The organism is Siccirubricoccus deserti, from assembly GCF_014283215.1.
Lineage (GTDB): Bacteria > Pseudomonadota > Alphaproteobacteria > Acetobacterales > Acetobacteraceae > Siccirubricoccus > Siccirubricoccus deserti.
Genome location: NZ_JACOMF010000071.1, coordinates 1 through 13,004, shown reverse-complemented (window position 1 = coordinate 13,004; position 13,004 = coordinate 1). Strand labels below are relative to the sequence as shown.

The following is a 13,004-nucleotide window of genomic DNA, read 5'->3' as shown; positions in this document are numbered from 1 at the left end:
GGCGCGTAGATCTTCGGACAGGGTTCTCGCCATGCAAGCTGGCCTCCGTGCCCAGCAGGCACGGTGAATCAGATTTCGCGCCGGGCGGGAATCCTCAGCGACTCTGAATGGTCAGATTTCGCTCTAGCTGTGCAGTCCCGGGGTGTTGTGGTGCGTTCTCTCGCGAGGAGGAGGACGCCTGATGGCATCAGGTCTTCACTCGAACGACGCTGCGAGTTCGAGCCGAGCTCCAAGCGTCGCAAGCGCCGACCCGCGCCCTAGCCGCCCACTACCACCTGAATTCCAAGACCGTGGCGAAATGATGCAGCCAGACCAGCAGGGACTGTCGAAATTTCTGTGTTTCGGGCGTACGCTGCTGCTGAGGAAGCCATCGTATGCCGAGACGCAAACAACCCCTTATTCCGGATGAGCTGCTAGGCGGCTACTGGCTGGATCAGACCCCCGGGCCACCCTGGCCGATGGCGGCCTGCTGGACGGGCTCAAGAAGGCCTTGGCCGAGCGGGCGCTGAACGCCGAGCTGGACCATCACCTGGAGGGGGGAGCCGGACGGTCGAGCCAACAGCCGCAACGGCTATGGCGGCACGTCGGTGCTGACCGGCACTGGGCGGCTGGATCTGCGGATGCGGCGGGATCGGCTCTCGACCTTCGACCCGCAGCTGATCGCAAAGTGCCAACGCCGCTTCCCCGGCATCGAGCACCGCCTCACCAAGTCTTCCACTACCCGGACCGCGAGGCGTTCAAGGCCCATGTCCTGGCCTTCGTCACCGCCCGCAGCGCCAGATGGTGGGCTTGCCCTTCCCCGTGGACGCACGGATCGCCATCGTGCCCGCGCCGTCAGCGGCCATCAGCACAATGCGCGTCCGCCAGACGTGGTGCTGCGGGCTCTTGCGGTCCGCAGCCACACCTTCGAGCCGCTCCCGGTCGCCCGGCCCGAGCCGAACCTCAACGTCATCCCTCATGCGCCCAGGCTTGCAGGTCCAGGGCAGCATGGAAATCATCGACGTCAATCATTCCAATAGGTCATTTCGAACTCAGCTTCTTATTTCAACAGATTCGGCACACTGGTATCACTCATCAGCACGGTGAAGCTGTGATCCCATTGCCAGCGAGAGCTTCCGCTGGATTGGTGCCTACCACCCAAACCTTGCAATCTGTACGAAGTCGAGTGCAAGCCTTGCTGAACCGGAAGATACTTCAGTTGCTTCCGATGCCGTCCTGGGCTTGCCCCTCCGGTGGCAGGCTGCGGCCTCCAGGGGGTAGAAATGCCACGGATCGTGTCGTGGGCACCACCGCCACACTGCCGAACTGGAAAGCCCGTGCCAGGGCTTCGGTAAATTTCGGTACGCCATCCCAAAGCAAATGGATCGCGTCGAAGAACAAGGTTTCGTCGAGGTGGAACGAAAGATTGCTGTCCCAATACTGTCCACCGCCGGTGCGCAAGGCAGCCAGAATGCCGGAGTTGAAGCGATTCCGCATCTGGCCCTGCGGATCGTATTGCAGCTTCCATTGCGGGTGAAGCGGCGTGGACGCGACCATCAAGCGACGTCCTTCCTGTTGCAGCTTGACGCTCAGGTGAGACAATGCCTCAAAGCAGGCAGGATCCAGGCGCTCGACATCGCCGTAAAGAAGACGCCCTCGATTTCTGTCGCTTTCAATCGGGCCGCTGCCGTACCGGTCAAAGACCAGTGGATCGATCCTGTTCTCGCCGGAGCGCTTATCGGCAATCTCGATCGCGTTCCGAATCAAGGACACCAGAGAAAAGTATCGCGTATAATACAGCCATGGCGAAGTTCCACCGAAAACATAGCCATCCACGTCCTGCCGGTTGAAGGATGCCGTGGGAGGCGTGGTGCAGTCGTCGAAATCCTGCGGCGCAGCGATGAACAGTACCTCGCGTACAGTAGGATAACGATCCAGGAGCCAGTTCGCGGTGTAGACCGTCTGGTTCGCGCTCTGGCCGCAGAAGGCGCCATTAAGCGGCACGGTCCCGGGCGAATTCCGTTCCGCGGTCACTCCGTCGAAGTGACGCCAGGCCACGGATGAACCGATCACCAGCAGGGTCGGTGACACCGGTGGGTGTTGCCGTAGGAAGGCGAATTTCTCATCGATGCAGATCGAGTTGGTAAAAGCAGGGGGTGGCAGGCGGCCGACCGCCGATAGAGTCCACAAAGACATATAGTACAGGATAAATATCCCGGCGATGCTGCCAAGGAATGAGACGAGATACCACGGCCGCACCGGGTTCGACCCGCCGCCGGCATGACGGCTCACCTCTTCGTTTCCCTGATGTGGGCGCGGCATTTCGAGCATAAGTTAACCGCCTTTGTGCTTTCCGGCGATGAGCTGCACGAACTCGCCGACATTGTGGAGTGACTCGAGTTCCGCGGTGCGGAAGCGAACGCCGAATTTCATTTCGGCTGCGACCACGAGATTGACATGGGCTTGGCTATCCCATCCAGCAATGTCCTCCGCTGTCGTTCCGGAATCCAGAACGATCTCGTCATCGTCGAATACGTCGCGGAACACCTGGGTAAGGACCGCATAGATCTCTGCCTCAGTCATCGTGCATCCAATTCAATGAAATGTTTGGGTGCCCGGCCGCCGATCACATCGTACTGCCAGCACGTTGTTCCCTCAGGACTATCCGGCAGGGGATCCAGAGGCACGAAGCCCAGGTTCGGGTAGTGCTCCGCGACCATGCCATTCCGCCCGGTCGGACGGTATTCGCCGATCAAGGTCGAAACGCCCCGCCGCGAGGCCGCTGCCGCCAGGACCTCGAGCACGGCAGCTTCGACCTGCCGGCCCAGAACACGGCAGCTCATCAGCCAAGTATCGATCAGCAATTCGCCTGACCGCAGGGCCGCATCGGGTCGGGCTAGGACGACGCAGATCAGGCCATTATCACCGAAGCGGTCGGTGAGGCGCAGCGCCAGGGCGACCGCAGCCGGGTTGGCTGCCAAGGCCTGCACCTCAGCCTCCGTGTAGCGCCGGGTGGTGAGGTTGAATTGATTGGTCTTGTTGATGAGCTGTGTCACCCGCGACAGTTCGCCAGGCCCGACATCCGTCGCCGTCAAAACCATCTTCAGGCTACGCAGGTAGCCGTCCATATCCGTCGCCTGCTCTTGCGCAACGCGACGCGCCTCGTTCAGCGCGTAGCTGCGACTGCGGGCAGCGTCATCCGCGGTGAAGCCGGTGGCTTCGAAATAGCCAGCGGCAGCCAGCCGGGCCGGATAATTGGCGACATCCTCCGGCAATTCCGGCACCGCAACCTCCGGCAACTCCCGGCGTATGATGTCGCGCTCCGCTGGATTATCATCGACGAAAACCAAGCTATCGAGGCCGATGTTCAGGGTCTTCGCAATCTGCCGCAGATTGCCGGCCTTATCATTCCAATTCGCCACGAAGGTTGCGATGTCACCGCGCCGTAGAGCCATCTCCGGATGCTGGGTGAACACTGCCTCGGCGACTGCCGCATCATTCTTGCTGCAGACCGCAAGGATGATCCCGCGCTTGCCGAGCAGCGCAACATAGCGCTGGAAGGCGATGAAGGCCTCGCCGGTGGCATCGCCCTGGCCCAGCTTGATTCCATCGATCCCGTCGTCGCCGATCACCCCGCCCCAGAGCGTATTGTCGAGATCGAGAACCAGGCATTTGCGCGAACGTCCCATGACGGCGGCCGCGACACGAGCAACGAGGTCACCGTAGAGCGGAGCGAGCACCGGACTTACAAGTTGCTTGGCCTGATGCCACCGCACGGGATCGGCGAGGCCCATGACCTGGCCATAGCTGGCTGCCGGCAGTGCGAGATCGAGCAGCAGGACGCCCTCCTCCCGTGCCGCCACACGGATAGCGGCGTTCAGCATGCCAATCACGGTGTTGGGTGCAGCGGGAACGAGCGCCTCGAAGGAGCCGAACAGCGGCGGATCAGCCGGCACCAGTGTCTGCTGCATCACCTGGGCATTGAACCGTGCCCGCGCTTGGCGCCAAAGATGGCGCAACTCATCCACCCGGGCGGTCACGGCCTCGGTCACGGCGGCCTCGGAAGATTCGAGCGGCAGGTCGAGCGGGGCGTCGCGCGCATCGAGGGCGAGCAGCACGAGTTGCGGCGCGAATGCCGCCATCATCGGATCCTCGCCCAACAGCGCCTGACGATAGAGGCCATAGGGCGCGGCATGCACCGACACCGCCAGGCCACGGCGCAACCCGGCAACCCGGATTGCCGGCACGAGGTGATCGACCGTGTGGGAAGAGAGAATGGCGAGGCGACACGCGGCAAGCCCTGCCGCCATCGGCCGCGATGACGCCGCGGCCTCAGCCAAGCCGTCAGCGGCCAATTTGTCCAGCCTTCCGATGGCCGTGAAGTCATGCCGAAAGCCGGCAAGATGCATGGCCTGCGACAGACGGTCCGCCGGGTTGTCTATCCGCTTGGCGGCGGAAATCGCCGCAGCAAGATCCGCATGAGCCGGCAGCCAGGCGAGTTGTTCCATGCGCACCTCAGAACTGGAAGTAGAGGAACTCGGTTGGCGCGGAGGAGAAGGTCCGCATGAGCACGAAGAAGCACAACAACCCCAGGACCGCGCCGTAGGTTGGCGTCGGGCGCCAGGTCATGGCAGGCAGGATGGGCTGAAGCCAGTTCGGTCGGGCCCGCCAGCCCAACGCCGTACGATAGTGCCGCAGCCACTGCTGGGTATTCGGCATGACCCAGACGACGGCAAGCAGCGCCATGATCGTCGCCCAATCCAGGATCCGGAAGAAGCTGCCGGGCCCGACCTGCAGGCCGTACCACTCGGTCAGATCAGAGAACAAGGGCAGCTGCGCCAATGCAGTGGGGACGACGATTCCATGCAGCCCGGCCATGCCAGCAAGCAGGTTCAAGGCGGTTGTCAGGTCGGATGCACGGAAGAATACCATGGCCACGACGACACAGAGAAAGGTCAGCAGGACCGCCGCGGCGTTCGGCAACGGCCTGTCGTCATCGAGTTTCCAGCCCCGCTGCACCTTCAATGCGCGCCAGGCGTGGGCGACGACGAGATAGAAGCCATGCAGCAGGCCGAACACCACGAATTGCCAGCCGGCGCCATGCCAAACTCCCGAGATGAACATCGTCAGGAGAGTCGGATAGGCAACCAGCGTCAGAAAGCTGCCAAGCGTCATCCTGCCTCGCCGCGGCAGTGGCTTGCCGGCCGCGGCGCGGGCCCGGGTCACGCGCAGCACGATGGGGTTGTAGATGTAAGCGGTCAGGAAGCGGGTCAGCGTCATATGCCAGCGAGACCAGAATTCGATGACGTTGCGGGCCTTGTAGGGGCTATCGAAATTCGGCGGCAGGCTGATGCCGAACAGCAAGCCGAGGCCGATCGCCATATCGGTGTAGCCGGAGAAATCGAAGTAGATCTGCAGAGTGTAGGACAAGGCCGCACCCCAGGCGTCGAGGAACGGCAGGGCGGCTCCTTCCGCAGCGGCGGCAAAAGCTGGGCTGGCACGGGCGCCGAGGGGATCGGCGAAGACAACCTTCTTGGTTAGGCCGAGAACGAACAGGGTGGCGCCCACAGATATGTTGTCGAAGCGTGGCTTGAAATTGTCGGGATTGCCGAATTGCTGCATCATCTCGCGGTGATGTGTGATCGGCCCGGCAATCAGATGCGGAAAAAACGTGATGAACAAGCAGTAGTTGAGAAAATCATGCTCAACGACGGCGCCATCCTGAGCATCGCTAAGATAGGCAATTTGCTGGAAGGTGAAAAACGAAATTGCCAAGGGCAGCACTATCTGCTGCACTTGCCAATCCAAACCCAAAGCAGCATCAGCATTCATTAATATGAATGTCGTGTATTTGTAGTATACCAACAATGCGAGATTGGCGGCAATGCCAATGGTTAGCGCGGCTCGGGAAGGCTTTCGTAACAAGTAACCGCCCAGCAGATAGTTCGCGACAATGCTAACCATCAGCAGAGGAACGTAGCTTGGGTTCCACCATCCATAAAAGACCAGTGATGCGGCTGTGAGCCAAGCCGCAGCCAGCCGTTGGCGGTTACTCCCTGCAAGGACAAAAAAACCTAGTAGAACGATTGGCAGAAAGCCGATGATGAAGGTGGCGGAGCTGAACAGCATCGCGTCGTGGGTCCTCATCAGGCTGCGATTGTTATGAAATCGCGATTAAAATAGCTTGGCTTCAGGAAATTCCGAATCACAATGATGAAGGTGATTCCTACAAGCTGTCCGCAAAATTTCAACACTTTTCGATGCCAATCCATACTAATGTCGTGAAAATATTTAAAATACAATTTTTTGTCATTACTGAATGGGTGTGTGCCGACCACTACGCCGTTCACGATAAAGCTAATCAATGCGTGGAGGCTGGACCTGATCTTGAAGGTGGTCAAGGTCGTGGAGACTTGCTGATGACGCCTGAATTAGCTCGCTGATGCCGCTGCGGAACGCCTTATCCGATGCCGCCGCGGCTGGAGCTACCAACTGAGCAGCATGATCATCGCGTAGCTGCGATCAATCGTTGCTGGCGGCATCTGTTCAAGCAGCTTTGCATCGGCATTCCGTACCCAATCATATTGTGGCATCAGCAGCCAGATGCGCCGGCCTTGGTGGGCGGCCGCAGCCAAGGCTTCCGTCGTCAATGCAGTCGGTGCCTGCACGCGGTGATGAACATACAGATCTGGCGGGAGCGGCCGCGGCGCCCACCGGAAGATCGCCCGCTTATGGTCATCGAAAATCCCCTCGGCATACCGCAGCATCGGCAGAACGCTAGTGCCGGGACCAAGCACCACCATGTCGTCAGGGCTGAGATGTGAAAGCACCTTGGCCATCGCGCCACGCCAGTCTTGCTTGTCCGCCAAGGTCCTGACGTAAACTCCCTGCAGGCCAAGTGCGACGCAAGCAGCCAGCGCGATCGCCAGCCCGCCGCGCATGAGCCGCGGCGCCGGGGAAACCAGTGCCATGCCGGCAATAATGCTGAAAGGCACACCGATCCAGATGATGATGCGCGGGATGAGGAACGGTGACCAGAAGCTGAGACCGATCACCGCAACCAGGAACAGGATCGGCACTCCAAACAGCAGCACGGCAGCGTTCCGTTCAAGCCGCAGGAACGGCAGTGTCAATCCCAGCAATGCCACAGTGCCGCACGACAAGATGCATGAGAGCCGGAAAAGCGACTGCGGCGTTACCGGATCAATCAGCAAGTTGTTCAGCAAATTGAGCACGGCAACCAGATCAGGCGGCGAGATCCAATCAAGATCGAAACGCCCAGCTTGATGCATAATAGCATAAAGCTCCGGCAGGGCGAGCACGGCGACCACCAAATTGGCCAGGAGGAAACGTGGCAGTGCCTCCCTGCCGGCCGGACGCGTGAGCAGCATCCCACCACCACAGATACTGAGCGCAGCGACGGTGAAGACCGATGTCGCGTGCGCATAGATCAGCAGCGCTGCACCAGCCGTGAACAGCGCCAACGGGGCGTGCGCAGCAATCCGACCCTGAGCCGGCACCGCTGCTAGCGACCTTCGGACGAAGCGAAGCAGCCCAAGCAACGTCAGGGCGAAGAACAACGATACCAATGTGTAGACCCGCGCTTCCTGCGCATAGAAGATCTGCATCGGCGCCAGCGCGAACAGCAACGCCGAAACCAGCGCCGCCGGCACCGCCGCGATCTGCACCGCCAGGAGAAAGACCAATGGAATGGTGATGGCCGAGGCGATAGCGGAGAACAGCCGCAAAGCGAAATCTCCATCGCCGGCGACGGCCGCCCAGATCTTCAGCAACATGTAATATAGCGGAGGCGTCGTCTCGATGAACAGCCCGTCGGTCCAGATGAAGCCGAGGTCGCGCTGGATCCAGTAGCCTGAGAATGCCTCGTCGCTCCAGAATGACGCGGCATCCAGCCGATACAGCCGCAACAGCAATCCCAGGGCGGTGATCCCGATGAGCGCCATGGTGGTGGCGGCACCAGAGGTAACCATGGGCGCGCGTGGCAAAGGCCCGGTCAACAGTTTGGCGGCGGAGGATCGCTTCATCAGGTGCAACACTGCGTCATCGTAAGGCATTCCCAGTTCGGCAAGCTCAATTGCAACAGGGCCCGATGGCTCAAGCACCCGGCTAATTCTCGCAAAAGGCGGATGCAGTGACACCTCTTGGATGGCATTCCGCTGAGCAACGCCAGCCACCGCTGCGATAACCGCCGATACACCAAGGGGCAGGCATCATCTACTAACGATGGCGCGACCCTGCTCGCCCGAGACACCGCATGGCGCAATGTATCGGCCGTGATGGTCTGGCGAAGCGGATTGCCCACACGTGTAGGTCACTAGGGAGACTTGGCCGGTGGCGTCCCTTGCGCGATCCACGAAGACCTCTACTGCCCGCGTGGTCGAGCCGAAAGCCACGATAGTGCCTGGAAGCGCCAGCCTGCGACGATCGCATGTCCTGTTGCCGCGCAACCGCGGGATGATTCTGCGCGCTGCTGCACACCGGAGCCTACTGGCTGCTCTGATCACTCTGCAGTCTGATGCCGAAGCGCTCGGCTTTGCGCATCGTGCGGATTGACGCGCCGCGTCTGCGACCGGTGAAGCTTGCCATACGTTTCACCGAATGAAACACCCGCTTCATGCCGCGCCTGCTGACTGCCGACCCTGATCAGGCGATCATCCGCCTCGTGCTCGACCGACTGCCGCGCCTTGCCTTCTGAAACCGAGGGCGGATGCCCCGATCAAGCCCCTATGTCACAACCCTCCAGACCGGTAATGCGCACTACCAAGCCGCTCGATAGGGCCGGTGCTGCGGCGCCACGTCAGCACAAGCCAAGTGTTGGATAACCTATCTCCGGCTCGGCATCCAAAGCGGCACGGATATTTTCCGGAGCAAGCTCTCACGGTTGCGCTGGTTGTCGTCGAAATGAGGCTCGCTCCAACAAGCGTTCCTATTCACGAGGCCACACTCAGGGTAATCACGAGGTCACACTCAGGGTAACGGTGCGCCGACTGGGGCGCCGCTGATCCTGGCAGGAATTTGATTCTGTCGCTCGTCTTGTTGGTCGGGTGCGTCGCTGCTGAGGCATTCCTTAAATCAGCAGCTGAAGTTGAGGTGTGAAGCATGAAGGTACTGATCACGGGCAACATGGGCTATGTGGGACCCGCAGTCGTGCGACGCCTGCGCAACCGCTTTCCCAACGCATATCTGCACGGGTATGACAACGCCTATTTTGCACACTGCCTAACCAATGCCTTGCAACTGCCGGAGCGCTTGCTCGATCGGCAAAGCTATGGCGACGTCCGCACAATGGACGAAACGCTGTTCGACGGCTGCGATGCGGTCGTACACCTCGCTGCTGTTTCGAATGATCCAATGGGCAACCGCTTCGCCCGGGTGACAGCGGCGATCAATCAGGACGCATCCGTTCAGCTTGCTCGGACGGCGGCCAGGGCAGGCGTGCAGAATTTTGTCTTCGCTTCAAGCTGCAGTGTCTATGGCGTCGCCGAGGGTGGTCCACGGCGAGAAGAGGATCCGCTCAACCCGGTGACCGCCTATGCCGCATCGAAGATCGGGACCGAGCAGGCGCTGAAGCAGATTGATGGTGACATGGTCATCACCTGCCTGAGATTCGCCACGGCCTGCGGCATGTCCGATCGGCTTCGGCTTGATCTCGTGTTGAACGACTTCGTCGCCTGCGCCATAGCGCGCGGCGAAATCAGCGTATTGAGCGACGGAACGCCCTGGCGGCCGCTGATCGACACCGCCGACATGGCGCGCGCCATCGAATGGGCGGTGACACGCCCTGCCAGGATTGGCGGCCGCTTTCTCACCGTTAACGCCGGTTCGAACGACCGGAACTATCAGGTCAGGGATTTGGCGAACGCCGTTGCGGCGGCAATACCGGGCACGACTGTCAGCATCAACACCGCGGCGCCCGCCGACAGCCGATCCTACCAGGTCGATTTTGGCCGCTATGCCGCTCTTGCTCCGGAGCACCAGCCGGAAGTCACACTGGCCAGATCAATCAAGGAGTTGGCAGAAGGCCTAAAGGCCATGGGGTTTGCTGACGCCGAATTTCGCGGTTCCTCGTTGATGCGTCTGCAGGTTCTGCAAAGCCACATCGGCCAGGGCCGTCTCTCGGAAGAACTGGTGTGGCAATAATGCAGATTGAATTGCACAGACATGGCCTAAGGATAGAACGATGAAAGTTGTATTGCTCGCTGGCGGTCTTGGAACAAGACTCAGCGAAGAAACAAGCATTAGACCGAAACCTATGGTTGAGATCGGTGGAAAGCCGATAATGTGGCATATTATGAAAATATATGCGCATTACGGAATGCGCGATTTCATCATACTTGGCGGTTACAAGGTAGAATATATTAGGGAGTATTTTATTAACTATCGGAAAAACCAATGCGACTTCACTGTTGACCTGAAATCCGGCAAGGTCGATTGGCTGCAGGCGGTCGGGGATGATTGGCGGGTGACCATTCTCGACACCGGAGGTGCGACAATGACCGGCGGCCGCATTCTTCGGGCGCGGCACTTTCTACAGGACGAACGCTTCTGCCTGACCTATGGCGACGGTCTGAGCAACGTGAACATGGATCAGCTCATTTCGACACATAGGGCCGCGAATGCATGGTGCACGTTGACCGCTGTCACTCAGCCGGGGCGCTATGGTGCACTGCGCCTCAATGAGGATCACACCATGGTCAAAGGCTTCCGCGAGAAGCACATGGCTGACGGAGGACTGATCAACGGCGGATTCTTTGTGTGCGAGCCGCAGATGCTGGATCTGATCGACGGCGACGATACCGTGTTCGAGGCTGAGCCATTGGAGCGGGCGATCGAGCGCGGCAAGCTCGCCAGCTACCTGCATGACGGCTATTGGCAAAGTATGGACTCACTGCGTGACAAGCAGATCCTCAATGCACAATGGGCCGCCGGCGCACCGTGGAAGATCTGGTAACGCGGATCGCCCAGCCGATGCGATAGTCGAAAGGGGACTCACTTGATCATTGTTGATACCGCCCTTGCCCGCTGTGAGGCTGAAGGTCGGCCGATCCGTGTTGGTGTCGTCGGGGCCGGCTTCCAGGGTGCCGCCATCGTCCGCCAAATCACGACCTCGACACCCGGCATGCAAGTCGCGGCCGTGGCGAACCGCCATATCGACAAGGCGATTGACGCATTCAAGGCGCTCGGGATCGACCCGGTTGTCCGTGAGGGTCGCGGTGCCATCGAGGCCGCAATTTCCTGCGGCCAGTCAGTGGCGACGGAGGATGCGACAGCCCTTGCCACTGCCGACGGCATCGACGTGGTTGTCGAGGTCACGGGCTCCGTCAACTATGCGGCGGAGGTCGTGCTCGCCGCGATCTCGGCGGGCAAGCATGTCGTCCAGATGAACGCCGAATTGGACGGAACGGTCGGCCCGATTCTCAAGCGAAAAGCCGATGCAGCCGGGGTCATCTACAGTTTTTCGGACGGTGACCAGCCTGGCGTGCAGATGAACCTCTACCGCTTCGTTCGTGGCCTTGGCGTCAGGCCCGTGCTGTGCGGCAATATCAAGGGCCTGCACGACCCCTATCGCAACCCTACCACTCAGAAACCCTTTGCTGAGCGTTGGGGGCAGAAGCCGGCAATGGTTGCCTCATTCGCCGACGGCACGAAAATCTCCTACGAGCAGGCCATCGTAGCGAACGGTACGGGCTTCAAGGTTGCTCGGCGCGGCATGATCGGGCCGGATTTTTCAGGAGGCGATCCCTACGCGCCACTTCGCCCGCTTGAAGAGACAGTCGCCGCCTTCACGGACCATCTGATAGCTGATGGGCCAGGACTCGTGGATTATGTCGTCGGTGCACGTCCAGGTCCCGGCGTCTTCGTGCTGGGCACGCACGATGATCCACGCCAGCGGCATTTTCTCAACCTCTACAAGCTTGGGTCAGGCCCTTACTTCTGCTTCCATACGCCCTACCACCTCTGCCATTTCGAAGTGCCGATTTCGATCGCACGTGCGGCCCTGTTCGGCGATGCCGTTCTTGCGCCGCGTGGCGGTCCGGAAGTTGGTGTCATCGCTGTCGCTAAGACCGATCTGGTACCTGGTGATATCATCAGCGAGTTTGGCGGCTACCATGCCTATGGGGTTGCCGAGAATAGCGAGATAATCTCGCGAGACCGGCTGTTGCCGCTTGGCATTGCGCTTGGCTGTCGCATCGCACGGCGTGTGGCAAAGAACAGCGTTCTCACCTTTGCTGATATCGAAATTCCCGCAGGTCGTACCATTGATGCGCTTTATGCCGAGCAGGAAGCGCATTTCCCGATCGGTACGCCTGCCCAAGCAAGGGTCTCCGTATGATCTTCCGTAAGACGACATTGCAGGATGCCTGGCTGATCGAGATCGAGCCCAGAGGCGATGAGCGTGGTTTTTTTGCGCGGACTATGTGCCGCAACGAATTTGCGGCGCATGGTATGGTTAGTGACTATGTTCAGCAGAATATGTCGACCTCCACTCATGCAGGAACGCTTCGCGGCCTGCATTTCCAGCGCCCGCCCCATACGGAGGCGAAGCTGGTGCGCTGCTCGCGTGGCGCCATCATCGATGTCATTGTTGATCTACGATCAGGCTCGCCAAGCTATCTTCGGCATGAGGCTTTTGAGCTTACTGCGATGAATCGGCAGCAGCTTTATGTACCACCTGGCTTCGCGCATTCGTTCCAAACGCTTGTTGATAACGTTGAGGTATCTTACCTTGTATCGGCAGCTTACGCGCCGGAGTCTGAAGGGGGCCTACGCTATGATGACCCGCTGCTGGGGATCGCTTGGCCAATGCCGATAGCGGCAATATCTGAAAAAGATGCAAGCTGGCCACTGCTGAAAGCTGACAATCGGCCGATCTTCTAAGTGTTTGGTCCCGGCATTTGGTGGTGCGGGTTTGCTGTGAAGCGTTGCGGCTCCGCCGTCCATGCCTTGCAGATGAATTCGTATGGTGTGAGGCCGCGTAGTCGCTTGAGCCGGCGACCGAAGTT

Annotated in this window: 10 protein-coding genes and 2 pseudogenes; 5 read left to right on the top strand and 7 right to left on the bottom strand. The window is 60.1% G+C overall.

Going from position 1 to position 13,004, the window contains the following annotated elements:
• Positions 1–374: 374 nt before the first annotated feature.
• Positions 375–704, top strand: a pseudogene (locus H7965_RS31360) (transposase); the annotation flags it as partial.
• Positions 705–761: 57 nt separating this feature from the next.
• Here the strand turns inward: H7965_RS31360 and H7965_RS31355 are convergent.
• The 6 genes from H7965_RS31355 to H7965_RS25820 all read right to left on the bottom strand — a co-directional run bounded on the left by H7965_RS31355 (position 762) and on the right by H7965_RS25820 (position 8,102).
• Complete coding sequence (locus H7965_RS31355) at positions 762–998, bottom strand: hypothetical protein (protein ID WP_186773435.1); 237 nt, start codon at positions 996–998, stop codon at positions 762–764.
• 196 nt (positions 999–1,194) lie between these two features.
• Positions 1,195–2,310, bottom strand: coding sequence for a hypothetical protein (locus tag H7965_RS25840; protein ID WP_186773434.1), 1,116 nt, complete (start codon positions 2,308–2,310; stop codon positions 1,195–1,197).
• Positions 2,311–2,313: 3 nt separating this feature from the next.
• Positions 2,314–2,562, bottom strand: a complete 249-nt coding sequence (locus tag H7965_RS25835; protein WP_186773433.1) for an acyl carrier protein — start codon at positions 2,560–2,562, stop codon at positions 2,314–2,316.
• Entirely contained in the window at positions 2,559–4,487 is a 1,929-nt protein-coding gene (locus H7965_RS25830; RefSeq protein ID WP_186773432.1) for an HAD-IIIC family phosphatase, read from the bottom strand. The genes H7965_RS25835 and H7965_RS25830 overlap by 4 nt, the downstream gene beginning before the upstream one ends.
• 7 nt (positions 4,488–4,494) lie before the next feature.
• Positions 4,495–6,108, bottom strand: coding sequence for an MBOAT family O-acyltransferase (locus H7965_RS25825; protein WP_186773431.1), 1,614 nt, complete (start codon positions 6,106–6,108; stop codon positions 4,495–4,497).
• Between the two features lie 356 nt (positions 6,109–6,464).
• Complete coding sequence (locus H7965_RS25820) at positions 6,465–8,102, bottom strand: glycosyltransferase family 39 protein (RefSeq protein WP_186773430.1); 1,638 nt, start codon at positions 8,100–8,102, stop codon at positions 6,465–6,467.
• A gap of 997 nt (positions 8,103–9,099) precedes the next feature.
• On the opposite strand from H7965_RS25820, the gene H7965_RS25815 reads away from it, so the two are divergent.
• From H7965_RS25815 to rfbC, 4 genes are read left to right on the top strand one after another with little or no spacing between them, the layout of a single operon-like run.
• Complete coding sequence (locus H7965_RS25815; protein ID WP_186773429.1) at positions 9,100–10,140, top strand: NAD-dependent epimerase/dehydratase family protein; 1,041 nt, start codon at positions 9,100–9,102, stop codon at positions 10,138–10,140.
• A 40-nt stretch (positions 10,141–10,180) separates the two neighbouring features.
• Positions 10,181–10,951: a glucose-1-phosphate cytidylyltransferase gene (gene rfbF / locus H7965_RS25810; protein WP_186773428.1), complete on the top strand. Its 771-nt coding sequence runs from the start codon at positions 10,181–10,183 to the stop codon at positions 10,949–10,951.
• 42 nt (positions 10,952–10,993) lie between these two features.
• Complete coding sequence (locus H7965_RS25805) at positions 10,994–12,334, top strand: NAD(P)H-dependent oxidoreductase (RefSeq protein ID WP_186773427.1); 1,341 nt, start codon at positions 10,994–10,996, stop codon at positions 12,332–12,334.
• A complete protein-coding gene (gene rfbC / locus H7965_RS25800; protein ID WP_186773426.1) occupies positions 12,331–12,879 on the top strand; it encodes a dTDP-4-dehydrorhamnose 3,5-epimerase in 549 nt (182 codons plus the stop codon). The genes H7965_RS25805 and rfbC overlap by 4 nt, the downstream gene beginning before the upstream one ends.
• On the opposite strand, the pseudogene H7965_RS25795 reads toward rfbC, so the two are convergent.
• A pseudogene (locus tag H7965_RS25795) lies at positions 12,876–13,004 on the bottom strand (IS481 family transposase); the annotation flags it as partial. The gene rfbC and the pseudogene H7965_RS25795 overlap by 4 nt on opposite strands.

Excerpts from the sequence above, each read along its gene's own strand:
- H7965_RS31355 (WP_186773435.1), bottom strand. The coding sequence starts at position 998 with ATGATTTCCATGCTGCCCTGGACCTGCAAGCCTGGGCGCATGAGGGAT.
- H7965_RS25840 (WP_186773434.1), bottom strand. The coding sequence starts at position 2,310 with ATGCTCGAAATGCCGCGCCCACATCAGGGAAACGAAGAGGTGAGCCGT.
- H7965_RS25835 (WP_186773433.1), bottom strand. The coding sequence starts at position 2,562 with ATGACTGAGGCAGAGATCTATGCGGTCCTTACCCAGGTGTTCCGCGAC.
- H7965_RS25830 (WP_186773432.1), bottom strand. The coding sequence starts at position 4,487 with ATGGAACAACTCGCCTGGCTGCCGGCTCATGCGGATCTTGCTGCGGCG.
- H7965_RS25825 (WP_186773431.1), bottom strand. The coding sequence starts at position 6,108 with ATGCTGTTCAGCTCCGCCACCTTCATCATCGGCTTTCTGCCAATCGTT.
- H7965_RS25815 (WP_186773429.1), top strand. The coding sequence starts at position 9,100 with ATGAAGGTACTGATCACGGGCAACATGGGCTATGTGGGACCCGCAGTC.
- rfbF (WP_186773428.1), top strand. The coding sequence starts at position 10,181 with ATGAAAGTTGTATTGCTCGCTGGCGGTCTTGGAACAAGACTCAGCGAA.
- rfbC (WP_186773426.1), top strand. The coding sequence starts at position 12,331 with ATGATCTTCCGTAAGACGACATTGCAGGATGCCTGGCTGATCGAGATC.